This window comes from Streptococcus sp. NSSLK0004 (genome assembly GCF_059039125.1).
On record NZ_CM180142.1, the window covers coordinates 1,802,147 to 1,825,865 of the forward strand.

Below are 23,719 nucleotides of genomic sequence, written 5' to 3' on the forward strand. Positions count from 1 at the left end.
TTTATTCCTCTTTCCTATCCAAACGGCGTAAAATCTGATACATCATCCGTGCTCGAATTTCACCAGCTTCTTTTCCTAAAACCTCATCCGAACTGGTTGCAAGCAAAAGATTGCCTTCACGCTCTGTCATTAACTGTTCATCAAAGAGTAATTGTAAAATATCTGCAAAGACCGTTGCCGATAAACTGTCTCCCATATTTTTCAACAGATCACGAACCAATTCATGCTTGTCCGAAAAGGTAATCCGTCCGATACGAATGTAGCCTCCGCCACCACGCTTGCTTTCCACAATATAGCCACGGCTGGCTGTAAAACGGGTCTTAATCACATAGTTAATCTGACTGGGTACCACTTCAAACCGACTGGCCAATTCACTTCGACGTAACTCCGCTACACTGACCTGGTCTAGGATGGCTTTGATATGCTCTTCGATATAATCTGATGTATTTTTCATCGCCATAGTATCGCCTCTTTCTTTGACTATCTTTGACCATTATTATACCTTAAAAAAACAAATTTTGAAAGCAAAAGCCCAGCTAACCTCGTAGCAGAATTTTGAAATCTTTTCCAAAATTTTCTATAATGAAAAGAAAAAACAGAAAGGACTATGGCTTCCGTATTTAGTTGAACTGAATACGGGCTACGGACTGGGCCAAAAAGATAAACGAGAACTGGACGCTTGCATCGTCGTTCTGTTTCCTATTTTGTCTGTGTCCGCTTACAGCCCTTTATATCTTACACCATGAACTTTCAAGACTACATTCAAGATTTTACAAACGTAACTGTGGAGCAAGCACAGAGCCTTCTAGCTGCCAAAGATGGCGGTATTCTCTTCATCGGACGTGTCACTTGCCCTTACTGCAACCGCTTCGCACCAAAACTTCATAAGGTCGCTCAAGACAAACAGATGACTGTTCATTTCCTTGACTCTAGCCAAGTCAGCCCTCAACTCCAAGCTCTCCGCGACCACTACCAAGTACCTACCGTCCCTGGCCTCTTGGTTGCCAAAGAAACTGGTGTCCAAGTCCGCTGCGATTCGAGCATGACCGAAGAAGAAATTGCGGAGTTTATTCAAGACTAAACCAGAACAAACAAAAAGCACTGACCACAAGGCCAGTGCTTTTTAAGGAGATTATGAAAAATATTTAGGATTGATATTAGTATAACCCAAACAGCTATATCCGACATCCGACCTAAGACTGATTTATCAAAAAGAACTCCTCTTCGGAAGTTCTTGAATTGTTGGATAGTCTTTCTGTTTACTTTCACTCACTTCAAAGGTCTGGGAAACCTCTGAAGGCTGGAGATAGTGAACCAAGTTCGTAAACAAGTCCAGCTGGGATACTTATATTTTAGAAAGCTAGCAAAAAGCATCGACCATAAGTCGGTGCTTTTTTAAGGAGATTATGAAAAATATTTAGGATTGATACTAGTATAACTGAATCAAACATAGCCGACATCCGCCCTAAGACCGAATTATCAAAAAGAACTCCCTTTCGGAAGTTCTTCGTTATATCTTATTTACCAAGAGCTGCTGCCATTGTCGCTGCAACTTCTGCTTCAAAGTCGTTTGAAGCTTTCTCGATACCTTCACCCACTTCAAAGCGAGCAAATTCTACAACTGAAGCGTTCACTGAGTTCAAGTAAGCTTCAACTGTTTTGCTGTCGTCCATGATGTAAACTTGAGCAAGAAGTGTGTAAGCTTGGTCAACTTGAGTGTTGTCAAGCATGAAGCGGTCCATTTTACCTGGGATGATTTTGTCCCAGATTTTTTCTGGTTTGCCTTCTGCTGCCAATTCAGCTTTGATAGCTTCTTCAGCTGCTGCAATCACTTCATCAGTCAATTGAGCTTTTGAACCGTATTTCAACAATGGTAATGCTGGTTTGTCAACCATTGCACGGCTTTCGTTGTCTTGTTCGATCTTGTGGTTGATTTGTGCCAACTCATCTTTAACGAATTGCTCATCTAACTCTGTGTAAGAAAGAACAGTTGGTTTCATCGCAGCGATATGCATTGAGATTTGTTTTGCAAGAGCTTCGTCGCCACCTTCAACAACTGAGATAACACCGATGCGGCCGCCGTTGTGTTGGTAAGCACCAAATGCTTGTGCATCTGTTTTTTCTACCAAAGCAAAGCGACGGAATGAGATTTTCTCACCGATAGTTGCAGTAGCGTTCACGTATGCTTCTTCAAGAGTTTCACCTGAAGGCATTGTCAATTTAAGAGCTGCTTCGTTGTCAGCTGGTTTACCTTCTGCAATTACTTTAGCAGTAGTGTTTACCAATTCAACGAATTGAGCATTTTTCGCAACGAAGTCTGTTTCAGCGTTAACTTCAACAACTGCTGCTACGTTACCATCAACGTAAACACCTGTCAAACCTTCAGCTGCTACACGGTCAGCTTTCTTAGCTGCCTTAGCCATACCTTTTTCGCGAAGCAATTCAATCGCTTTTTCGATATCGCCTTCTACTTCAACCAATGCTTTTTTCGCGTCCATAACGCCAGCACCTGATTTTTCACGCAATTCTTTAACGAGAGCTGCTGTAATTTCTGCCATGTCTATTCTCCTTGTTTGTTTTTATAAAATAGAGGAGCGGGCTCAGCCCTGCCCCTCTAGGATTGTTTTTTTGATGTTTAAAATTGTACACGAGCTAAAATCCTATAGATTTTAAATCGCCTTCGTTACTTAATTGTACTCGGACTAAAAAGCTAGGATTTAGACAAATCTCCTTGCAGTTCTCAAACTGCTACGTCCATTTTCTAAAATCTAACGCTTTTCTTAACGTCCTCGTTACTTAGATTATTTACCTTCTACCACTTCAACCAATTCTTCGATTGATTCTGTAGATGCTGGTTCAGCTGCCAATTCAGCTTCAACTGCTGCTACGCTGTCCTCACCTTGGTTACCTTCGATGATAGCGTCAGCCATTTTAGCTGTGATCAATTTAACAGCGCGGATAGCGTCATCGTTAGCTGGGATGATTACATCGATATCATCTGGATCTGTGTTTGTGTCAACCATCGCTACAACTGGGATACCCAATTTTTTAGCTTCTTTAACAGCGATTTGCTCTTTATGTGGGTCAACTACGAACATTACGTCTGGAATGCGTGGCATATCAGCAATACCGCCCAAGAATTTTTCAAGACGAGCACGTTGTTTGTTCAACAATGCTACTTCTTTCTTAGGAAGCACTTCGAAAGTCCCGTCTTCTTCCATGCGGTTGATTTCTTTCAAACGAGCGATACGTTTTTGGATTGTACCCCAGTTTGTAAGAGTTCCACCTAACCAACGGTGGTTGATGAAGTATTGACCAGCACGGAGTGCTTCGTCTTTAACAGCTTCAGCAGCTTGTTTTTTAGTACCTACGAACAAGATAACTGCATCGTTTGCTGCTGCGTCACGGATAAAGTCGTAAGCTTGATCAGCCAATTTTACAGTTTGTTGCAAGTCGATAACGTGGATACCGTTACGCTCTGTGAAGATGTACTTAGCCATCTTAGGGTTCCAGCGACGAGTTTGGTGACCAAAGTGAACACCAGCCTCAAGAAGTTGTTTCATTGAAATTACTGCCATGAGTATTTCTCCTTTTTGTTTTTTCTCCTCTCCTAGACGTCAGCTCGCAGGCCAACCCGTAGGCAACCGGACCACGATTGGTCTAGGATGAGTATTTGTTGCACAGCAACTCTAATAGTATATCAGATATTGTCTATTTTCGCAAGAGTTATTGTTTTAGAATCATTCCCTTTGTTGTATTTTTCAAAACCCGTTCGCTTTTCTGACAAAAATATTTGGTTTAACTCTCTTAAACTCAAGAATTTTCCTCCACTGATGGATTGAGATGGCTCGAAAACTGAAAAAAAGGGCGTACTACCCCCTTGGTTTTTGAACTATTTTTTATTTTTAGACTACCCAGCTGGCTAAATGAGTATTCTGGCCTTGTTTGAGTTTGGCTAAGGCAAATCCAACCATCACTAAAAAACTCATGGCAATAGCTAGACTCATCTTCTTAAGCCCTCGGATAGTGTGCTTCTCGAATCGAAAGTCGCGGTCTATACGCCCATTCACCCTCTCCACAGCTGTCCGCTTCTTGTAGAGTCGTTTAAACTTCTGACTATCTCTAGCTACTTGATTAAAGATAATAGGTTCTACCGACCGTTTTAAACGGAAGATGCGATTGTCCTGATAACGGGGATGAAAACCATACCGCAAACTGTCACAAGACTTATCGTACCCCTTATAGATAAGCTGAATCGCTTTGCCCTTGTCATCCACCCAAAAGACTTCTCCAGATTGATTGTAAATCACATCCGTATCAAGGTATTGCCTGGTTTCATCTTCTTTCCACTTATGAGGATGATCAATGATAGGAATAATCGTGGCTTCTTCTATGAGATTCTGAAGAGGAATTCCACTATAACCACGGTCTGCCATCAAATATTCCGCTCTCTGCATGGTCGTTTGACGCATGTTTCGAATCAGCCTTTTGGCAACAGTAGGTTCCCCTTCTGAGGCCGTCGTCACTTCCCAAGCAACAGGCAGTTCATAGGTCGCATCAACCACAAGATGACAACGATAGCCATAGTGTTTCTCCATAGAGACCGTTCCATTTTTATGATGACGTTTTTTTATAGCCATATCGGCATCACAGTCAGAGCGTCTATCCTTTCTTTGTTTCTTACCATATGGTGTTGCATAACTATCAATGAACTTGCCATCTAGGGCTAAGTCAACACCAAATTCCGGAAGAAGGTTGTATAGTTCAGATATGCCAGATAAAACCCACTCGTCAATGTCTGGACAGACCTCTTCCAAATCCTGAATAAAACGAGAATAAGCAGACTTAGAGGGAGCATGAACAAGTTTAATAGTACCATTTTTGAGCTTAACACCGTGAGTTTCAAAGCCACAGATTTGACGGAGCTGGCTATTCATATTAAGCTGACGAATCAACTGTTGATCGGTTTCCAATTGAAGAACTATTTTAGCAATATAGGCAATGAAGTAAGATTGAACAGAATAATCCTTACGCCCGTGTTTGCGTTTGGCTTCTAACTCATCAAATAGACCCGTTTCTGGAAGACCATCTAATACCATCAAAATTTTTTCTAAATCACCTAGTTCCTGATCCTCAAAAAGGTTAAGCTGTGTTATAATTTTCATAGTGAGACCTCGCTAATAGAGATTTTTGACTTAAAACTATTATAACGCTTTGACGTTGCATTGAGGCTCACAAAAGGGAAAAATCGCTACTTAACGTGGCGATTTTTCTTTTTATAGCGTGCTAATCTGGTGATAGGACGGGAATAAATAACTACGGGAATGATTCGATTATATTAATTCCCAACACGATAATAGATTGACTGATTGAGTTCATCTGACGTAAACATTCCTTGATGTATTAATATTCTATCCAAGGTTTTATTAGTAGTATCAACTTCTCCATCTACCAAGGACTTAACCGTAACACCGGTTGGATACATCCTCAATAACGCTCCTCCTACCGGAGAATCTACCGGAGAAATATAAGTTTTTAGCGATCCATCTGCTTCTTTTGTCCTAGTTTCACTTAACTTTTGGCTTGTTGAGACTAGCCCGCTACTGTCAAAGATTAGTTCAGCCCCACTTGCATTCCGCCAAGTTCCAGCAACACTACTAAAGTCACCGTTAACTATAGCATCCACATTCATGCCTGTCAGGTTCGTCGCTTTTATCGAAGTATTTTCCTCAAACTGTTGCCACTCGAGCGTTTTTAAATCTAGAACTTCCGAACTTGTTTTTCCAAATGTAGCATTTACATCATCATTTATCACATTTAAGTCTGAGATGGTCTTCGCCTCTTTAGCCTCAGTATTATTTTTCTGTAGCTCATAGAGTGTTCCTCCGCCGTCACCAGTGCCAGAAGACCAGCCGTATCCTAGTATGGCACCATCTGTATAAATGGTAATCGCTGATCGTGCCGCAGTACCACCAACAAAGCCCTCTGTTAGTAGCGTCGGTGTACCTCCATTGATATAGTAGACTCCATATAAGAACATTGACCCATCATTATTTTGGGTTGCAGTGAGTAATTCCATCGTGCCGTTGCTATCAATGTCATAGAAGGCATAGCGCAACGAATCCTTACTTCCCCAGATAGATTCACCAACCCATGAGTGAACTGGGAATTTCATTTCATTAACAGCTGTCAGCACTTCAGCAGAAGTTAACTCACTGCCTGAGCTAATTTTTGATAAAAAAGCGATATAATCATCTAATACCGGTTTGTACAGCTGTTTCGCACTCGACAGACCGGCTTCCGATGAGTTGCTATCTGATGATTTCTTACTGGAAGAGCTAGTTTCATCATCTGCAGGATATTCCCATTCGTAGCTCAACAATTCCCTTTCAGCAACCTCATCTTCTATTTCCCACAAATCAGTTTCAACTCCCACATTTAAGCCAATACGGGCTGAAAACTCCCCAGTCAAGTCAATCATTTCAACTGGTTCAAAATTTTCTTGTGTCAATTCAAAACCCAATTCACCTTCTAATTCAAGAAGAGGAGCTTTAGCATAGACTTCTAAAATTTCAATTTGTGCAATGGAAAGATCTGTAGACTCTTTAAGACCAGTCGCCAACTCTCCCGCTAGTTTTAGTCCAAGACTACGTTTCCCCTTATAATCATGGTCAAACTCAACCTCTCCCTTATCATAGGACATTGTCAAAGTCAACTCTTCCACTTCCGTTACCGATACGCTAACAGTTCCATTGGTTTCAAAAATAAAATGGATGTCTAATGGTAGTGATAAGCCAGTGCCAGCTGGAATATAAATGGTGGCAATCCAAATCTCTGCTTCCTTTTCCCATAATTCGCTCACTTCACTACTCACTTCGTGACTAAACTTCAACTTGCTTTGGACAGAGCCTTTTCCTCCAATATAATCAAATTTGGCTTGCATTGTACCTTCAAGCCCCAAATCAATCATCAACTTATCGCCGGTGTCCTTGTCCTCTATTTCATAAGTTAATTCCACCGCTCGACCATTTTTAACTTTTTTCCAATTAGCCTCTACCCCATCTGCTATTTTATCTTCAGCAAGAAGGGTTGGAGAAGAGGATGAACCGAAGTATGGAAGCGACACATTTGTTTGACTACCGGGGAGGAAAGCAACATTTTCAACACTATCCTCCGCAATAGAAACATTTTCATTCGTCAGAATATAACCATCAGACAAATCAAACTCCCCATCCAAAGTCGCATCCTGAAGCACTTCCTTAGCAGAGACATCATCTGTAACAGTTACAAGACTTCCATCTTCTTCATAAGAAACAGATACTACCCTTAAAATATACCCCGTAATATAGTCCTTCGTCGGAGGAAGTGAAATGATGTCGCCCTCTTGCAAGTCTTGTCGACCATCTAGACGGACAGTTCCTTGACTAGGTGAATAAGTGTAAGCAGTCTGTTCCTTTAAGTAAAAAACAGACGGTTTATAAACTACCTTACTAATCTCATCTTCCAATCGCTTACCAAGGAGCAAGTAGCCTTTGTTATGATCTATACGGTATTCGTTTTCATTTTTGGCTGTTATTTGTACAGAAAATTTATCTCCCTGAATCTGATAGGTTTCATTTGCTTGCAACCGAACATAAAAATATCCATCATCATCTGTCTTTAGCGTCTCCACTTCCTTACCCGACTCATTCAGCAGGGAAAAAGTTCCCTCCGTAAGATAATCTCCATTCTCAGCAGTCATTGCATAGCCGGATAGGCGGACAATTTCCTTAGGCTGAGAAAGATACCAAACAAGACCAGCCACTCCCACTGCAAGCACAGTTAGCAGACCAATTATCCATCTTTTCATTTTTCATACTCTCTATTTCATTCTATACAAAGAAAACTCCTTATACGGAGTTTTCTTTGTAGTGTTTATTCAGACGTTGCTGTGTATTCAGCAAATCCTTCTGTTTCCAAATCAGCAATTAAGTTTTCTAGGTCTTGTGTTTCATAACCTGAAACTTTATTCGCTGTTTCTAAATCCAATGTGTTATCTGAGTTAATGTAGTAACGATAACCATAGTATACATACTCAACAGTAGTGTCAGAATACTTAGAAACTGTTGTCACTTTATAGACTGACACGAGGTAAATCTGATTAGAAGATGAATCGTAGTAACCTGTTTTGTAAGCAATGTAGCTCTTTTGCTTTTCGAGAGTATAAGTTGTAGAACTTGTGTTCTCATAGCTTGACTTAATGTAGGTGTCATTTTTAGCAAGAGCTTCAGTAAGATTACTGATTTCTGTAATAGCTGTCAAACCTGAAACTTCTACTTCAATCGTATCTGATTCTAATTTCTTGCCTTCTTGTTGCAACTCATAGAGGAAGGTAGATGAAACTTCCAATTCAACAGTATCTCCATTTTTCAATTTGCTTGGTTCGCTACCATCAGCGTAACTCAAAATACTGTAGTCATATTCATCCACAGGCAATTCCACGCTACCATAACCATCAAATCCAACAAATTCGACAGGATACACTTTTAAGAATTCTTCTGTTGAAATCTTTTCAACCTTATCTAATCCCTTAACTGTGAATTTCTTCGTTTCTTTTTTGACAGGTGATTTACTTGATGTAGTTTTTATTGTTAAGACTACTGTATCGCCGTTGCTCAAGTCCGTTGTCTTATCAAATTCGTAGCTAACACTACCAATCATGGCAGTTGCACGAGAAAATTTACGACTCAATTCTGAATCCGTGTTTACTTCAGCAAAGATAAGTGAGTCTTCTTGAATCAAATCCTCCGCCTGATCCTTTGAAAAACCTGCTTTCAGGTAAGCAACACGTTCGATTTCTTCAGTCAAATCTTCATAGTTGTACTCTAAGACGCCGTAACCGTCGTAACCGCTGAACGATACTTCAACAACGGAAGTAACGCTTTTTGGTTGCGCTTGATACCACGTCCAACCACCGATAGCAACAACCAAAGCTGCTACAGCACCAATGACCGCAAACTTGTACTTCAAGACAAATTCCTTGGCTTGATTCACATATCCCAAAACTTTTTCTTTGTCCATGAGACATCTCCTTTATTAATATATACTCTTTTATTATACATAATCTGATAAGTTTTGTCAAAAACTTACTAACCTCACTAAAAAAGAAAAAACAATATAGACGGCCAGGTGAATAATCTATGGTTTTAACATTTTGAGCAAAGATAGTTAAACAATGAGAATAATGGCATTATAATAGTAGTCTACATGAACAATCCTAGCTAAAGAGTATTGGCGTTAGCCCTTATGTAGCACATGATAACACTGTTTATTTCGTTGTCCATATCCTTACCTTGAAGTAAGAAATGAAACAACAGCTCTCTACACCATAGTAATTCGTCCATTCTAATCCCCGTGAACTCCCTTGTCAAGTAACATACCGTACGAATGAGACATTTTCTATATCTACCGCTTGACCTCTGCATCTTTTTACGGTATAATTTTATGTATTGTGGCGGTATAGCCAAGTGGTAAGGCACGGCTCTGCAAAAGCTTGATCGTCGGTTCAAATCCGTCTACCGCCTTTTTGTACCTGAATGAACAGGAATTAACCGAACACAAAGCCCGTAAAATCGGGCTTTTTTGATTTTCTGTCAGGCTAAATTCGGTTAACTTTGAAAATAACTTGGGGCGAATTTGGGGCAGACACAATTCCCTCATCACATCTACCAACTTCTCTTCCCTGACAATCTCCCACAGCCGGACCTCCTCGCCTCCGTTCCATTGATTTTTCCCATTAAAAGTTATAAAATAAAGGGAAAAGGAGGTCTAACAATGCTTACACCTAAAAATGTAAAATTGCCATGGTATTACAGCGAAACCACTGTTATATTTTTATCAACAATAACAGTTTGTTTGTTGTGCCTTCCTCTTCCTCTTTTATTCACCTATGCTATACTTCGCTATCTTTACATAAGAAAGGAATTAGCAAAAAAAGGTATCAAGTATTAAAATGAATCAAAAAACTGGATTGGAATTTTAATAAGCAGAACAGGGTCTCGGCTAGGGCATCCCGCATCGTCACTATAGCTATAGTCACAGATAAACGAGAAGTCAATGGTTTCCTCTATTTGACGGAGAAGATAATCTTGAGGAACAAGGTCATCTAGACTGTAAAAACCAAATTGACCACGATTGTAATCTGGATTTTCTTTGTGTAACATAGTGATTCTTCCTCTGCTTATTAGCTGCACTCCGACTTCCTATTATACTACTTTACATATGAAAAAGCCGTTAGAAATAAAATTCTAACGACTTTGTCTTCATTCTGAGAACACTTCATCTCCGTTCGATTGATTTTTCCTATTAAAAGTTATAAAATGAGGGAAAAAGGAGGTCTCAATCATGTTACCGTCAAATATTAAAGTTCCTTGGTATTACAATGAAGCAACACTCATCTTTTTATTGTATATGACAGTATTTCTATTAGGACTTCCATTACCTTTCCTGATTGTTTACATAATCCGTCGTCATCGTTATATTGACAAACGCCTAGAGCAACTAAAGCTAAAACGAATCAAAATCTGACTGAGTAGCCTGACGGCTGCTCTTTTTAGTTTCTGTCCGCATATTCACATAGTCTGTTTGATAATCTAAAGCCATCCCAAGGGAAATATGCTTTAGATCATCAATAGACAGACCAGTCTCCTTACAGCAAGCCAAGTAGGACTCTACTGTAAAGACTTCATCGCTTGCAGATTCTGATTCGTCCGGGATTTTTTGTCTGCGTATTTGCTTCCAACATCTCAAATAGCACAGGCATAATATCCATGATGGGAAATTATTTTTTATAAGCAATCGGAGTATAAGCGCTTTTGATCGGTTAAACTTGGAAACACTTCGGGCCAGGTAGCATCACTTCACCAATCGCCTGAATTTATATGGTTATTTATAATCAAAAAACGGGTTTCCCCGTTCATTTTTTATAATTCAGCAATCTGGTTTAGGTTGACTTCCGCCACAGTATCGTTTCCGAACATAGAGATAATCATCTTCACCTTATTGTTATCAATCTCTGCAACTTTCCCTTCATAGCCTGAGAAAGCTCCTTCGATGATACGAACAACATCACCAACTTTAACATCCAAGTTAAACTCTTGAACCGTTTGACCCATCGAGATTAAGATTTGACGAATCTCTTCTTCCAAGAGTGGAGTTGGTTTAGAGCGGTTTCCGTGTGATCCAACAAACCCTGTTACATTCGGTGTATTCCGCACGACAAACCAAGCTTCATCTGTCATGACCATCTCTACCAAGACATAGCCAGGGAAACGGTTTTCCTCTACCTCTTTTTTCTCACCGTTTTTCTCCACCTGAACAGTTTGAGTCGGAATCTCTACGCGCAAGATATTCTCTAGCATATTGTAGGTATGAGCCCGTTGCAAAAGATTCTCCTTAACTTTATTTTCATAGCCTGAATACGTTTGGAGAACAAACCAACCTTTGTCAAAACTATCTAGCATTTTTTTGATTTCCTTTCGTAAAAAAAAGCCCGAAGGCTTTCGCTTTTCTTTATTATATCACTTCCATTTTCCAAATGGCAAGTATTTTCTAGAAAAGATTGATTAAGGCGACAATTCCATTTGACAACACAAGGTCAAAGATATAAATAACAGCAACAAAGAAAGCTGTATATTCGATAACAGAGGTAAAATCTGTCCAGCTCTGCTTACGACTTGGCCATGTGGTATCTTTTAAAATCTGAATAGTGTCTTTGAAAAATTTCACGTTATTCTCCTATCTGGTCTCTTTGTGGTTCGTATACTGTCCACAATGTTTACAATATTTATTTACTTCTAACCGTGTTGGTTTAGGGTTACTTGAGAGGTTGATGGAATAATTTCTCGAACCACAAACCGTACAGGCTAGGCTTGCTTTTTTTAATGCCATATGCCCTCCATTTTTTCCATTCTATCACGTTTTAGTGATTTTGACAACTAACCTTATCGCTTGCTATTTAATTCGCACCCTCTTAAGTTCTTGAAATAAGCAATAGAACATGAAAAAGATACAAAGCACACAGACAAGTTGAAGGGTAAACACGCGCTGAACACCTACTGTTAAGTTTGAACTAGTACCAGCAATCACAGACGCAATAGCAGTCCCTAAAGCCCCCGCAAATTGTTGCATCATTTGAAAAATAGCCGTCGCATCTGCTTTTCTTTCTACAGGAAGTCTAGAAACAGAAACCGCCAACAGATAGACTGTCGTTATCCATTAAAGGCTAGATAAGGGAAGCTGAAACACCTTCTGAAGGGTTGGAAAAGTGACGTTCATACTAGTCTCAGACAAGATTCCTGCAAAGCCTAACAAGGCCGTTGAGACAATTGATAGTGTTGTATGCTTAGATACCGTCTCTTTTTGTAACATTTTTTCTCCTAAAATCGTTAAAGGTGGTAGCACGGAGTTGGCTACCACCTTGTAATTGTATTATTGTTAGTATAACATAGAATTACAGGCACGTCAAACGAAGATTCTAATTGACCTACTGTCCAAACCAACCAGTTACAGTGTCCCACAAAGTCTTCGCACGTGCTGGTAAATTGGCATCCGTAATGCTTTGCTTTGTTTGGTCAATAAGATTTTGTGCCCGATCTGTAAAATCGGCAACATAATCTTGTGTCTGAGTATCCGATTGATTCGTATCCTCTGAAACAGCTACGATACCATTTTGTACATAGGCATTTTCAACAGTAAATTGAGTCCCTTCTGTATTTGGTAAAATAGTGCCTGCGACTGTCTGGAAAACTACTGGTGACATCCACGAATTGCTGGTGTCGATATAGTGTTGCTCATCGGTCACTTCAAAGCCAATCCACTGGCTAATAACTAAGTCAGGTGTGTAGCCGATAATCCACTGGTCATTTGTTAAATCGGCGTTAAAACTAGTCTCTGTCGTTCCCGTCTTACCGGCAATATTGTAACCATAGACATCGGCACTGACTCCTGTACCGTTGGTAAAAGTACCCAGCATCATCGAGGTCATCTTATCTGCAACGGACTTGTCAATCACCCGTGTACTTGAACTCTTATGCTCTACCAAGACCTTGCCGCTGGCGGTTTCAATTCGGGTAATCAGGTGGGCATCTTTCATCACCCCTCCGTTTGCAAAAGTTGCATAGGCCTGAGCCATTTCCAGAGGATTGGTAGACACTCCGCTACCGATTGACATTCCTAGAACTCGATCGGTATTGTCCAAGTTCAAGCCAAATTTTTCTCCATACTCAAAGGCTGTATTCAACCCGAGTTTATTGACAGTATAGGCAACTGGGAGATTGTAAGAAAGAGCAAGAGCCTGATACATAGGAATGGTATCTGAAGTCGAATAATCCGTATTATGAAGGGTGTAACCTCCGTAGGTTTCCGTATGGTTGTCTAGCTCTGTATCGATAGCCCAACCTGCTGCAACGGCTGGCGAATAGGCCACCAGAGGTTTAATAGTCGAGCCTGGACTACGGGCTGATTGGGTCGCAAAGTTAAAACTGCGGAAGGTCACATCCTCGGAGCTGTTGACCCGACCGACTAAAGCACGTACACCACCCGTTGTTGGGTCTAAAGCTACACTGGCAGATTGAGCATATGTCCCATCGTAACTAGATTGTGGGAACATACTTTCCTCATTATAAATCAATTGTATGATTGCTTGCGAGGCTTGATCCATTTCCGTATAAATCCGGTAGCCGTTATTGATGATGTCACTTTCTGTCAGACCATAGCGGTCGATTGCTTCTGCAATAACAGCATCAAAATAAGATGGATAAGCATAATTCTGTTGCTTACCTGCATAGGTATCTGACAACTGACTAGCCAAATCAACTTGGAAACCTGCATCAGCAGTCGCCTGATCAATATAACCTGCATCAACCATAGCTTGTAAGACCGTATTTCGACGGTTCGTTGCATTATCAATCGAATAATAGGGATTGTAAATTTCTGGTCCTTTCAGCATCCCCGCAATCACAGCTGACTGCTCGACCGTCAGTTGACTGGCCGGAATACCAAAGTATTTCTGACTAGCATCTTCTACGCCCCATACCCCGTTACCAAAATAAGCATTATTAAGGTACATGGTCAAGATTTCTTGCTTGCTGTACTTTTTATTGATTTCAAGGGCAAGAAAATACTCTCTAGCCTTACGACTAATCGTCTGTTCTTGGGTCAGGAAGGCATTTTTTGCCAACTGTTGCGTAATGGTCGAACCTCCACCTGATTTCCCCAGAGTCAAGACCGCTAAAATAGTTCGCTTATAGTTGATTCCTGAGTTTTCATAGAAGGTCCGATCTTCTGTCGCGATGACAGCATTTTCTAAATTATCCGAGATAGCGTCCAGTTCAACGTAAGTCCCTTTTTGACCTGATAACGTCCCTGCCTCTACACCGTCCTTGTCATAGATAACCGTTGTTGCCTTCAAAGCCGCCTGCAAGTCGCCAACATTGGCAGTTTTTGCTAGATAAAACAAGTATCCACCTACTGTTAAAATCGTGATCCCTATAATAATCATCAAGATTTTTGTCAGCTGATAACGACGCCAAAACTTGCGAATCGGCTCCGGAATCCGAGATTTCTTCTTTGGCTTTTCGGAACTTTTACCATTTCCCCTGCGACTTCGACGGAGAGTTTCTTTCTGTTCAGCTTGAAAATCCTCTGGAACTTCGATTGGCTGATGTTGCAAATCGTCCATAACACACCTCTTTCTAGTGAATTTTGTACCATTATACAATATTTCGCTAAATCTAGCAGAAAAAAGCCTGCTCCAATTTGTGACAACAGACAGGGAATTTTTCCATAAAATATGATAAAATAAGGTCATTCTGATTAAAAAGAGGATTTCTATGACACAAGTTTACGACATTACCATTATCGGTGGCGGGCCTGCCGGTTTATTCGCTGCCTTCTACGCTCACCTCCGTCAAGCCAAGGTCAAAATCATTGACTCCCTGCCCCAACTGGGTGGCCAGCCTGCCATTCTCTATCCCGAAAAGGACATTCTGGACATTCCAGCCTTTCCCAGCCTGACAGGACAGGAGTTGACCGACAACCTCCTTGCCCAGCTGGCACCATTTGACACCACCATCTGCCTCAATGAAACCCTGACTGCTATCGAACCTGGGGAAACCATTACCCTAACAACCAATAAGGGCAACCACCAAACCAAGACCCTGATTATTGCCATGGGTGGCGGTGCTTTCAAGCCACGTCCGCTGGAAATTGACGGTGCCGACAGCTTTGACAACGTCCACTACCACGTGTCCAACATCCAGCAGTATGCCGACAAGGACATCGTCGTCTTGGGTGGCGGTGACTCTGCGGTCGACTGGTCCCTGGCCTTTGAAAAAATCGCTAAGACCACTCATATCGTCCACCGTCGCGACAACTTCCGAGCCCTCGAGCATAGCGTGGAGGAGCTCAAGCAGTCCAGCGTCAGCATCCACACCCCTTTTGTTCCTAAAGGGCTTTCTGGGGAAAATGGCAGAGCTTCTAGCATTCACTTTGACAAGGTTAAAAGCAAGGACAAACTCAGCCTGTCTTTCGATCACCTCTTTGTCAACTACGGCTTCAAATCATCTGTCGGCACGCTGAAAGAATGGGGACTGGAACTCAATCGCCACCGCATCGTGGTCAACAGCAAGCAAGAAACCTCTGTCCCTGGTATCTATGCTATCGGTGACTGTTGTTTCTATGAAGGAAAGGTTGATCTGATTGCGACTGGACTGGGCGAAGCCCCAACCGCTGTTAACAATGCCATGAACTACCTCAATCCCAACGAAAAAGTGCAACCAAAGCACTCTACTAGCCTATAAGATGAAAATTGACATTCGCATTCCCCAAGCCTTTCCTCAACTGACCGTCAAGGAGGTTTTGGAAGATTATTTTCTCATTCCTAGAAAAATCCGCCATTTCCTCCGCACCAAGAAGCATGTCCGCGTCAACGGTGAACTGATTAACTGGCAGAGCCCCATTCTCGCAGGTGATTGGCTGGAATTGACCTTTGATGAGGAAGATTACCCTGAAAAAACCATTCCACTAGGACAGGCAGACTTGGTTGAGGAACTCTACCAAGATGAACACCTGATTATCGTGAACAAGCCCGAAGGTATGAAAACCCATGGCAATGAGCCAACTGAAATCGCCTTGCTCAACCATGTATCTGCCTATGTCGGGCAGACCTGCTACGTGGTCCACAGGCTCGATATGGAGACCAGCGGAGCCATTCTCTTTGCAAAAAATCCCTTTATCCTGCCCATTCTCAATCGGCTTTTGGAAAACAAGGTTATCTACCGTGACTATCTTGCCCTCTGCCAAGGGCGGCTAAAAAAGACTGACTGGACTATTACAGATAAGATTGGACGGGACAGGCATGATCGCAGAAAACGGGTGGTTGACAATCGTAAGGGACAAACTGCTCTTACCCAGGTCCGCCTCTTGAAAATGATTGGTAAAAATAGTCTAGTTTCTTGTCGCCTCCAGACTGGTCGGACCCATCAGATTCGAGTGCATTTAGCCCACCACGGCCATGCTCTTATCGGTGATCCTCTTTACAGTAGAATCCCTGCTCCACGCCTTATGCTCCACGCCCAAAAACTCAGCCTGACCCACCCGCTAACCTTGGAAAAGATTAGTGTGGAAGCACGGTCGGAGAGTTTTGAAGAGGTGTTGAGAAAATGTTAAAAAAGAAAAAGCTGAACACTCAGCTTTTTTCTTTATGCACAAATAATGGTCTAAGCTATACTTAGATTGAACATTTAAAGGTTCAAGTTAAAGAAATTTATTCAAAAATATTTCCCAACTCCACATCAACACGATTTTCTTTCACGTTGATGTCAGTCACAGCAAGCAGTGATTTGTAGTTGGCTACGTTACGATCTCCCTTTTGGTTTTCCGCAAAGACAGCTACACCTACCAAAGTGGAGTCAAATTCAGCTAAGAGACTGATCATACCGTTTATCGTTCCACCATTTTTCAAGAAATCATCGACAATCAGTACGCGGCTACCGGCTTTCAAGCTACGTTTAGATAAGAACATTTTCTCAATACGATCGCTAGAACCTGACACATAGTTGACCGAAACAGTTGACCCCTCTGTGATTTTCAAATCACGACGGACAATCACAAAGGGTACATTGAGCACATTGGCAACTGCATTAGCCAAGGGAACACCCTTGGTTGCGACCGTCATAACAGCGTCAATCTGCGCATTCTTGAAACTATTGGCAATGATACGACCGACATTTTTTAAAATCTGAGGCGTTGATAGTAAGTCAGAAGAATAGATGTAACCACCTGGCAAAATACGGCTACTTTCAGCCATCTGTGCTCGTAGCTGTTCCGCAATTACAAGAGACTCTTCCTTGGAAATAGAAGGTGTAAAGACCACTCCACCGCTGGCACCTGTAATGGTTTCAATTTGACCAATCGAACTTTCTTCAAATGCTTTCTTTATGATAGCAATATCTTCCGAAATAGAGGATTTAGCGGATTCATACTTTTCAGCAAAAGTATTTAGGCTAGTTAATTTGTAAGGATGGTTGATAAGGTAATTTGAAATTACAACCATGCGCTCGCTTCTTCTCAATTTCATGATCATCTCCTCGCTTCCAAGTACTATTTTATATCATTATACCATAAAAGGAAAAAAAGCGAACAATTTTCACGGAAACTGGTCACTTTTTTCGTTTATTTATTAATATTCGACCGACAGAAGACCTAAATTCCTATGGAAATTCAGACTGTTACTCCCCTTTTTAATTTACTTCCTCTCAGGATACATGGAATCATAGATATCTTTTAACATGACTTTGAGTTCGTTATCAGCAACTTCTCTTAGTTGTTCTTCCTCACTTAGTTCAATTCTTTTCGTATCTTGCCCAGAGTCATCAAGCAAGGTAGAACCAACATCTGAGGAGCTCGCTTTTCGTTTTTTCTCTTATTTTGGATCATACCAAGTCGGAATGATGTTAGTAAAATCTGCATACCATTCCGATATTTTTACCGCCTGTTCCGTCATCAATGGAATTTGTTCGAGATCTACTCTTTCTGCCCAAGCTAAAGCTCCCAAACTATTTACCGTTACATAAAGAGCTAAGAGCTTCCAAAAATCATCAGGAATGACTCCCTCAAAATAGGCATCTAGCTGACCACGCGCAAAGGCTGGGGATAAGTCTGCTGTGAATATGAGTCGATTAAATTCCTCCCAAGGATCTCCTATATCATAGCGATCAAAGTCTAAGATTTTTAATTTTCCATCTCTTCCCAGTAGAAAATTCCCTGTATGAAAATCACCATGATGGTGGGCAATCGGTCGCCTTTCAAGCAAGTGACGATTGGCCTGAACAAAGTCTATCATAGCTTGACCATTTGGATAGGAATGACTAGCTACCTGATAGGCCTTGATTTTACTGTCAATCTTAGCCTGATAAAAACTATTCCAGTCCCGTTGACTTTGGTCAATCGGTAGGGCATGCAGGGCTCGTAAGAACTGCCCTGACTGGCAGCCCAAATCATATAAGACTGACTCAGACATGCTGGAAGCCACTTCATTCATATCCTGACCTTCTACCCATTCATAGAGGATATAGACCGACTCTTCATCCGCCCAAAAGGCGATTGGCTCTGCCACAGGCAAGTCTTGTCCAAACAAGCTTTGAACCAATCGAAATTCTGCTTGCTTGGTCTCATAGGCTGTCCGCTCTGCTATTCTCAAAAGACCAAAACGACCATCTTCTAGCTGGACCTTGTACTTTTGGTCCGTGGACCAGCCTTTGGTGAGGGGCTGACGAGATAATATCTTAACTGCCATCAGTCAATATTAGGTTTGTAAAAGGCACGGTTATCCATGGCAAAAATACGATTAGTCATCTCGCCTGGGCCGACCTTATCCAAGGCCGATAGCATCATCATCATTTCCGCATCGATGTTGTCAATCATGTGGAGGATTTCCGCCTCCATAATCTGCGGACGGACTGGGCTTCCATACTCCAAGAGGCCGTGATGGCTGAGGATAACGTGGCGCAGAACAGTCACTTCTTCCTTGCTATCGTCGATACCCAATTCCATCAAGACCTTGGTAATCTCTTCATCAATCAAGGAAATGTGCCCAATCAAATTGCCACGGACAGTGTAGCCTGTGTTATCAGGTCCTGTCAGTTCAATCACCTTGGCTAGGTCATGCAGCATGATTCCTGCAAAGAGCAGGCTCTTGTTGAGCTGGGGATAGATGTCGCCAATTTTATCAGCCAAGCGGACCATGGTCGCTGTATGGAAGGACAAACCTGAATAGAAGGCATGGTGATTGGTCTTGGCCGCTGGATAGGAATAAAATTCCTTGTCGTACTTGCTGTAAAGGGCACGGACAATCCGCTGCCATGTCGCATTTTCAATCCGGAAAATCATCTGGCTTAGGTAATCTTTTGTGTCCTTGACATCCACTGGTGGTTTTTCCTTGAAATCTGCAGGGTCGTTTGGTTCACCAGCTTTGGGCAGACGGAGAACTAATTGATTGACTTGAGGGGTATTGTTATAGACCTCACGACGACCTTGCATGTGAACAACTGTTCCTGCTGTAAAGTCCTTGATTTTTCCTGGCTGAGCATCCCAGACCTTGCCCTCAATCTCTCCTGTATCATCTTGGAAAGTCAAAGCTAGATAGTCTTTTCCAGCCCGTGTCTGACGGACTTCTGCCGTTTTTATGAGATAGAATCCTTCAAAGAATTCATCTTTTTTCATTTGGTTAATCTTCATTATCTTCCTCTTCTAGTGGGGATAAACCAAGTAAGCTCTTGGTTTGGTCATCTTCGTACAGGTCAATGGTGCGAAGACTACGCTCGATAGCATTGGTTCGAGTGGTTAGGAGTTTGTCAATATTGCTGCTGGCCTGATTGAGTTGTTTCTGAGCCTTAAGCAAGAGGTCAGAAAACTTGCCAAATTCCAGCTTGACATTGCCCAAGACCTTGGAAATATCATCGGCCGACCGTTGAATATTGAGGGTTTTAAAGCCGACAGAGAGGGAATTAAGCAGGGCAGAAAGGGTGGTCGGTCCTGCTACCACGATATTTTCCTGACGGCGTAGGTCATCAAAGAAAATGGGATTGCGGACCACTTCTGAATACAGCCCTTCGGTTGGCAGAAAGAGCACGCCAAAGTTAGTCGTTTCAGGCGGATTGAGGTACTTGCTCTGAATATCCTTGGCAAAACGTTTGATAGCAGCCAAGAGATTTTTCCGATGGAGGTCTATCTGATCCTTGTCCCCACTTTCGTAAGCATCTTCCAAGCGGTAGTAATCTGCCAGCGGAAACTTGGAATCGATTGGCAAGTAGATATAGTCGCCTTCCGTCCGTCCTGGTAGCTTGACCGCATACTCCACGCGCTCACTAGAGCCTGAAACCGTGGCAAACTCTCGCTCATATTGGCTAGGTGTCAAAATATCCTCGATAATCTGTCCCAGCTGCAATTCACCCATGATGCCACGGGTTTTGGTCCCAGACAGTACCTTGTTAAGACTACCCACATCACGCGCCACCGTCTGCATTTCTCCCAGACCACGATTGACCGATTCCAATTGCTTGGACACCGTTTCAAAGGAGGCTTGTAGGCGGGTTTGCAGGGTTTTCTCCAGCTTTTCCTCAACCGTCTGCCGCATTTCTTCCAGGCGTTTTTCATTGGACTCCTGAATGGCCTGCAAACGTCGGTCGGTGGCATCTCGCGTTTCCAAGTGACTCTTATTTAACTCTTGTCGAATCTCGGTCAGTTGTTGATAAAGCTCCGTGCGCAGTCTTTCCACTTCCTGATGAATGGCCTGCTGCTGTTTGAGGGTTGCATTTTCTAGTTGATAGCTGAGCTGATCAGACAAGTTGTCTGCTGTGTCTTCTGCTTGTTCTTGCAAAAGCAGGGCCAAGCTCTGCCATTTTCCATAAAGAAAAACCAAGGCAAGCAAGACCAGTATCAGCAAAATAAGTAATACAATATCCATCTAATTCTTGTCCTTACTGTAGATAAGGACCACGTAGCCCTTATCCAGTTGAATGTCTATGTCTCTATCTATAAATTCGTTAGAGGAATAGCATTTTTTGAAAAAATAATTGCTGGCATCCAGCGGGTACTTGGCATGACGAATGGTCAGGCGGCTTTGGTCCGACGGCATAAAGGAAACATAAGTCATGTCTTGAACAGGTCGGATGATATGACTGCCTGCTGGACGGAAACAGATAATGTTTTGACTATCTACCAATTCAATCTGCTCCATATGAGCCGCCAAGTCTGGTTCTGCTGGTAAAAAGAGATTGCTCAACATGTGATCCATGCGACCGCCCAAAGCACCGTAGATACGGACCTGTGCCTGCGGATAGGCCTTGAAGATTTCCTTTAAAGCCAGCTCCAAATCTGTGTCATCTTTTTCAGCAGGAGCTTGCAAAAAACGCTCTGCTTGAGCCTTTATCCGCCATAACTCTTCAGGTGTCACCGAGTCAAAATCACCGATGGCCCAGTCAAGAGACAGAGAATGGTCCAGAAGACGAAGAGAGCCTGCATCTACCCCCACATAGAGGTCGGCAGGCTCAGGAAGGCAGTCAATGGAACCGCCTGCAATGACAGCAATCTTAGTCATGGAGGGCAGCTCTCAATTTAGCAACGTTGGCATCCAAGTCTCCTTTGAAGAGGTAGGAACCAGCCACAAAGACATTGGCACCCGCATTTTTGGCTGAATGAATGGTCTTGTCGTCAATTCCGCCATCCACTTCGATGTCAAAGGTCAAGCCCTTGGCTTCACGCAGTTTGGCCAAGGCCTCAATCTTCTCAGCCACTTCTGGAATGTAGGCTTGTCCACCAAAACCTGGGTTGACCGTCATGAGCAGAACCTGATCCACCAAGTCGAGCACAGGCTCAATGGTCACAAGGGGTGTACCTGGATTGATGACCACACCCACCTTCATACCAGCAGCACGGATTTTTTGTAGTGTTCCATGTAGATGAACCGTTGCTTCTGCATGAATGGTTAAAATATCTGCACCCGCACGGGCAAAACTCTCAATATGGTGTTCAGGATTGGACACCATGAGATGGCAATCAAAAACCAGCTTGCTATGAGGACGCATAGCCGCAACCACATCCGCCCCAAAGCTGATATTTGGCACGAAATGACCGTCCATGACATCGATGTGTACATACTCCACACCTGTCTTTTCTAGACGCTTGAGCTCTTTTTCAAAATTTGCATAATCTGCCGCCAAAATAGACGGGGCAATCTTATAGTGTGACATAGGGAACCAACTTTCTATTTAAATTTTTTGGATACTTTAGTATAAGTTTCACGCAGATTCTGGATTTCACTCAAAAACTGCAGGTAATTATCAAAGCGACTTTGGGAAATGGCAGAGCTGGCAACAGCTTCCTTGACCGCACAATCCGGCTCATGGGTGTGGGTACAGGTCCTAAATTTGCAGTTCTGGCTGCTTTCCGCAATCTCTGGGAAACAATCTGTCAGAGCCTCAGCCTCCTTGACTTCATAGTCTAGGGATGAAAAACCTGGCGTATCCGCAATTTTCCCACCGAAGACATTGTAGAAGCTGACCGCACGAGTGGTATGGCGACCACGTCCCAGACTATCTGAAATAGCCCCTGTTTCCAAGGCTAATTCTGGTGCAATGCGATTGAGAAGAGTCGATTTGCCAACCCCTGTCTGCCCCATAAAGACCGTCACCTTATCCTGCAGTAAGGGAGTCAATTCCTCTAAACTATAGACAAAAGGATAGCCAATTTTCTCATAGATGGCTTTGAAGGCATCCATTTCCGTCCGATCTTCTACCAAGTCCATCTTAGAGATATAAATAATAGGATCCATATCCTTCTGTTCCAAAAGCACTAGGAAACGGTCTAGTAGATTGGCATTAAAATCAGGCTCCTTGGCCGACATGATGACCACCGCCTGATCGATATTGACAATGGGCGGACGAACCAGACTATTTTTTCGCTCATGAATCTTTAAAATATAGCCTTCTGAGTTTTCCTCCGCAGAAAAGTCCACAAAATCACCCACGTAGGGCGTTTGGCCTTTCTTACGAAAATTTCCTCTGGCTCTGGTTTGATAAATCTGTCCATCCGCCTCGACATAGTAAAAACCAGCCAAGGCCTTGATAATTCTTCCTTGCAATGAAGACTCCTTTGTGTGTACTTGTTCCTATTATACCAAATTTCCTAGGAAAAAAGGAGCAGGAAAGAACTCGAACCTTAATAAAAGAGCGCGTCACCCATTTCACGTTTCAAGTTGTTGAGCTGAAACAGTCTATTCCCAGACTGTTTCAGTCCCGCCCCCGCACAGCTCAAACTGTCCGGGAGACAGTTTGAGGTTGGAGATAAGGCGAACTTTGTTCGCAACAGTCGTAATGGTCAGATTTGGAGTGTAAAACACGAACTGCTGAGATTTGCTTTGCAAATCTTATCTCCAACCTCCAACAATCAATCTGATTGTTGGAACAATCAACCACTGCGCTGAGATGTTGACACTAACCTTATGAAGTGGGATAGTCTTTTACCCAGACTCTGAGATTTTACACTTTACCCTAGTCAAGACAGTTGAAAAAGAGTATAATAAACCATAAGCGGAGGTGGTGGAACGGCAGACACGCATGCTTCAGGCGCATGTGCCCATTGGGTGTGAGGGTTCAAATCCCTTCCTCCGCATTATTTATAA

The 23,719-nt window shown here is 42.4% G+C and carries 21 protein-coding genes, 2 tRNA genes and 2 pseudogenes; 6 read left to right on the plus strand and 19 right to left on the minus strand.

What is annotated here, in order from left to right; translation table 11 throughout:
• Window position 1 precedes the first annotated feature (1 nt).
• Entirely contained in the window at window positions 2–460 is a 459-nt protein-coding gene (locus AC4CS8_RS09245; RefSeq protein WP_493892904.1) for a CtsR family transcriptional regulator, read from the minus strand.
• A 282-nt stretch (window positions 461–742) separates the two neighbouring features.
• Here AC4CS8_RS09245 and AC4CS8_RS09250 point away from each other — a divergent pair, with 282 nt between their 5' ends.
• A complete protein-coding gene (locus AC4CS8_RS09250; RefSeq protein WP_493892905.1) occupies window positions 743–1,081 on the plus strand; it encodes a DUF6568 family protein in 339 nt (112 codons plus the stop codon).
• Between the two features lie 436 nt (window positions 1,082–1,517).
• Here the strand turns inward: AC4CS8_RS09250 and tsf are convergent, their stop codons facing one another.
• From tsf to AC4CS8_RS09275, 5 genes are all read right to left on the minus strand, one after another.
• Window positions 1,518–2,558: a translation elongation factor Ts gene (tsf, locus tag AC4CS8_RS09255; protein WP_493892906.1), complete on the minus strand. Its 1,041-nt coding sequence runs from the start codon at window positions 2,556–2,558 to the stop codon at window positions 1,518–1,520.
• 243 nt (window positions 2,559–2,801) lie between these two features.
• Window positions 2,802–3,578, minus strand: coding sequence for a 30S ribosomal protein S2 (gene rpsB / locus AC4CS8_RS09260; RefSeq protein WP_493892907.1), 777 nt, complete (start codon window positions 3,576–3,578; stop codon window positions 2,802–2,804).
• Between the two features lie 327 nt (window positions 3,579–3,905).
• Entirely contained in the window at window positions 3,906–5,165 is a 1,260-nt protein-coding gene (locus AC4CS8_RS09265) for a transposase (protein ID WP_493892440.1), read from the minus strand.
• Window positions 5,166–5,338: 173 nt separating this feature from the next.
• Window positions 5,339–7,849, minus strand: a complete 2,511-nt coding sequence (locus AC4CS8_RS09270) for a DUF6287 domain-containing protein (protein ID WP_493892908.1) — start codon at window positions 7,847–7,849, stop codon at window positions 5,339–5,341.
• Between the two features lie 65 nt (window positions 7,850–7,914).
• Window positions 7,915–9,060 carry a hypothetical protein gene (locus AC4CS8_RS09275; RefSeq protein ID WP_493892909.1) on the minus strand — a complete coding sequence of 382 codons (1,146 nt, stop codon included), beginning with the start codon at window positions 9,058–9,060 and terminating at the stop codon, window positions 7,915–7,917.
• A 432-nt stretch (window positions 9,061–9,492) separates the two neighbouring features.
• On the opposite strand from AC4CS8_RS09275, the gene AC4CS8_RS09280 reads away from it, so the two are divergent.
• A tRNA-Cys gene (locus AC4CS8_RS09280) sits at window positions 9,493–9,563 on the plus strand.
• Window positions 9,564–10,007: 444 nt separating this feature from the next.
• Here the strand turns inward: AC4CS8_RS09280 and AC4CS8_RS09285 are convergent.
• Window positions 10,008–10,202: pseudogene (locus AC4CS8_RS09285) on the minus strand (transposase); the annotation flags it as partial.
• Window positions 10,203–10,383: 181 nt separating this feature from the next.
• Between AC4CS8_RS09285 and AC4CS8_RS09290 the strand changes: the two are divergent.
• A complete protein-coding gene (locus AC4CS8_RS09290) occupies window positions 10,384–10,566 on the plus strand; it encodes a hypothetical protein (protein ID WP_493892910.1) in 183 nt (60 codons plus the stop codon).
• 395 nt (window positions 10,567–10,961) lie between these two features.
• Here the strand turns inward: AC4CS8_RS09290 and nusG are convergent, their stop codons facing one another.
• The 5 genes and pseudogenes from nusG to pbp2a form a co-directional block, all read right to left on the minus strand.
• A complete protein-coding gene (nusG, locus tag AC4CS8_RS09295) occupies window positions 10,962–11,501 on the minus strand; it encodes a transcription termination/antitermination protein NusG (RefSeq protein ID WP_493892911.1) in 540 nt (179 codons plus the stop codon).
• Window positions 11,502–11,589: 88 nt separating this feature from the next.
• Window positions 11,590–11,766, minus strand: a complete 177-nt coding sequence (gene secE / locus AC4CS8_RS09300; RefSeq protein ID WP_493892912.1) for a preprotein translocase subunit SecE — start codon at window positions 11,764–11,766, stop codon at window positions 11,590–11,592.
• 9 nt (window positions 11,767–11,775) lie between these two features.
• Entirely contained in the window at window positions 11,776–11,928 is a 153-nt protein-coding gene (gene rpmG, locus AC4CS8_RS09305) for a 50S ribosomal protein L33 (protein WP_493892913.1), read from the minus strand.
• 330 nt (window positions 11,929–12,258) lie between these two features.
• Window positions 12,259–12,408, minus strand: a pseudogene (locus AC4CS8_RS09310) (MFS transporter); the annotation flags it as partial.
• Between the two features lie 115 nt (window positions 12,409–12,523).
• Window positions 12,524–14,719: a penicillin-binding protein PBP2A gene (gene pbp2a, locus AC4CS8_RS09315; RefSeq protein ID WP_493892914.1), complete on the minus strand. Its 2,196-nt coding sequence runs from the start codon at window positions 14,717–14,719 to the stop codon at window positions 12,524–12,526.
• Window positions 14,720–14,870: 151 nt separating this feature from the next.
• Here pbp2a and AC4CS8_RS09320 point away from each other — a divergent pair, with 151 nt between their 5' ends.
• Both AC4CS8_RS09320 and AC4CS8_RS09325 read left to right on the plus strand, forming a co-directional pair.
• Window positions 14,871–15,839, plus strand: coding sequence for an NAD(P)/FAD-dependent oxidoreductase (locus AC4CS8_RS09320; RefSeq protein WP_493892915.1), 969 nt, complete (start codon window positions 14,871–14,873; stop codon window positions 15,837–15,839).
• Between the two features lies 1 nt (window position 15,840).
• Window positions 15,841–16,707, plus strand: a complete 867-nt coding sequence (locus tag AC4CS8_RS09325) for an RluA family pseudouridine synthase (protein WP_493892916.1) — start codon at window positions 15,841–15,843, stop codon at window positions 16,705–16,707.
• A 97-nt stretch (window positions 16,708–16,804) separates the two neighbouring features.
• Here the strand turns inward: AC4CS8_RS09325 and purR are convergent, their stop codons facing one another.
• The 7 genes from purR to rsgA form a co-directional block, all read right to left on the minus strand.
• Entirely contained in the window at window positions 16,805–17,617 is an 813-nt protein-coding gene (gene purR / locus AC4CS8_RS09330) for a pur operon repressor (RefSeq protein ID WP_493892917.1), read from the minus strand.
• A gap of 345 nt (window positions 17,618–17,962) precedes the next feature.
• Complete coding sequence (locus AC4CS8_RS09335; RefSeq protein ID WP_493892918.1) at window positions 17,963–18,835, minus strand: aminoglycoside phosphotransferase family protein; 873 nt, start codon at window positions 18,833–18,835, stop codon at window positions 17,963–17,965.
• A complete protein-coding gene (locus AC4CS8_RS09340; RefSeq protein ID WP_044674724.1) occupies window positions 18,835–19,776 on the minus strand; it encodes a 3'-5' exoribonuclease YhaM family protein in 942 nt (313 codons plus the stop codon). Before AC4CS8_RS09340 ends, AC4CS8_RS09335 begins: the two co-directional genes overlap by 1 nt.
• The gene (locus AC4CS8_RS09345) at window positions 19,766–21,004 is read right to left on the minus strand and encodes a DNA recombination protein RmuC (RefSeq protein WP_493892919.1); all 1,239 of its coding nucleotides are present in this window, start codon (window positions 21,002–21,004) and stop codon (window positions 19,766–19,768) included. Before AC4CS8_RS09345 ends, AC4CS8_RS09340 begins: the two co-directional genes overlap by 11 nt.
• Entirely contained in the window at window positions 21,005–21,637 is a 633-nt protein-coding gene (locus AC4CS8_RS09350) for a thiamine diphosphokinase (RefSeq protein ID WP_493892920.1), read from the minus strand.
• On the minus strand, window positions 21,630–22,289 hold the full coding sequence (gene rpe / locus AC4CS8_RS09355; protein WP_493892921.1) for a ribulose-phosphate 3-epimerase: 660 nt from the start codon (window positions 22,287–22,289) through the stop codon (window positions 21,630–21,632). The genes AC4CS8_RS09350 and rpe overlap by 8 nt, the downstream gene beginning before the upstream one ends.
• Window positions 22,290–22,303: 14 nt before the next feature.
• A complete protein-coding gene (rsgA, locus tag AC4CS8_RS09360) occupies window positions 22,304–23,179 on the minus strand; it encodes a ribosome small subunit-dependent GTPase A (RefSeq protein WP_493892922.1) in 876 nt (291 codons plus the stop codon).
• A gap of 448 nt (window positions 23,180–23,627) precedes the next feature.
• Between rsgA and AC4CS8_RS09365 the strand changes: the two genes are divergently transcribed.
• A tRNA-Leu gene (locus tag AC4CS8_RS09365) sits at window positions 23,628–23,709 on the plus strand.
• Window positions 23,710–23,719: the final 10 nt, after the last annotated feature.

Excerpts from the sequence above, each read along its gene's own strand:
- AC4CS8_RS09245 (WP_493892904.1), bottom strand. The coding sequence starts at position 460 with ATGGCGATGAAAAATACATCAGATTATATCGAAGAGCATATCAAAGCC.
- AC4CS8_RS09250 (WP_493892905.1), top strand. The coding sequence starts at position 743 with ATGAACTTTCAAGACTACATTCAAGATTTTACAAACGTAACTGTGGAG.
- tsf (WP_493892906.1), bottom strand. The coding sequence starts at position 2,558 with ATGGCAGAAATTACAGCAGCTCTCGTTAAAGAATTGCGTGAAAAATCA.
- rpsB (WP_493892907.1), bottom strand. The coding sequence starts at position 3,578 with ATGGCAGTAATTTCAATGAAACAACTTCTTGAGGCTGGTGTTCACTTT.
- AC4CS8_RS09265 (WP_493892440.1), bottom strand. The coding sequence starts at position 5,165 with ATGAAAATTATAACACAGCTTAACCTTTTTGAGGATCAGGAACTAGGT.
- AC4CS8_RS09270 (WP_493892908.1), bottom strand. The coding sequence starts at position 7,849 with ATGAAAAGATGGATAATTGGTCTGCTAACTGTGCTTGCAGTGGGAGTG.
- AC4CS8_RS09275 (WP_493892909.1), bottom strand. The coding sequence starts at position 9,060 with ATGGACAAAGAAAAAGTTTTGGGATATGTGAATCAAGCCAAGGAATTT.
- AC4CS8_RS09290 (WP_493892910.1), top strand. The coding sequence starts at position 10,384 with ATGTTACCGTCAAATATTAAAGTTCCTTGGTATTACAATGAAGCAACA.
- nusG (WP_493892911.1), bottom strand. The coding sequence starts at position 11,501 with ATGCTAGATAGTTTTGACAAAGGTTGGTTTGTTCTCCAAACGTATTCA.
- rpmG (WP_493892913.1), bottom strand. The coding sequence starts at position 11,928 with ATGGCATTAAAAAAAGCAAGCCTAGCCTGTACGGTTTGTGGTTCGAGA.
- pbp2a (WP_493892914.1), bottom strand. The coding sequence starts at position 14,719 with ATGGACGATTTGCAACATCAGCCAATCGAAGTTCCAGAGGATTTTCAA.
- AC4CS8_RS09320 (WP_493892915.1), top strand. The coding sequence starts at position 14,871 with ATGACACAAGTTTACGACATTACCATTATCGGTGGCGGGCCTGCCGGT.
- AC4CS8_RS09325 (WP_493892916.1), top strand. The coding sequence starts at position 15,841 with ATGAAAATTGACATTCGCATTCCCCAAGCCTTTCCTCAACTGACCGTC.
- purR (WP_493892917.1), bottom strand. The coding sequence starts at position 17,617 with ATGAAATTGAGAAGAAGCGAGCGCATGGTTGTAATTTCAAATTACCTT.
- AC4CS8_RS09335 (WP_493892918.1), bottom strand. The coding sequence starts at position 18,835 with ATGGCAGTTAAGATATTATCTCGTCAGCCCCTCACCAAAGGCTGGTCC.
- AC4CS8_RS09340 (WP_044674724.1), bottom strand. The coding sequence starts at position 19,776 with ATGAAGATTAACCAAATGAAAAAAGATGAATTCTTTGAAGGATTCTAT.
- AC4CS8_RS09345 (WP_493892919.1), bottom strand. The coding sequence starts at position 21,004 with ATGGATATTGTATTACTTATTTTGCTGATACTGGTCTTGCTTGCCTTG.
- AC4CS8_RS09350 (WP_493892920.1), bottom strand. The coding sequence starts at position 21,637 with ATGACTAAGATTGCTGTCATTGCAGGCGGTTCCATTGACTGCCTTCCT.
- rpe (WP_493892921.1), bottom strand. The coding sequence starts at position 22,289 with ATGTCACACTATAAGATTGCCCCGTCTATTTTGGCGGCAGATTATGCA.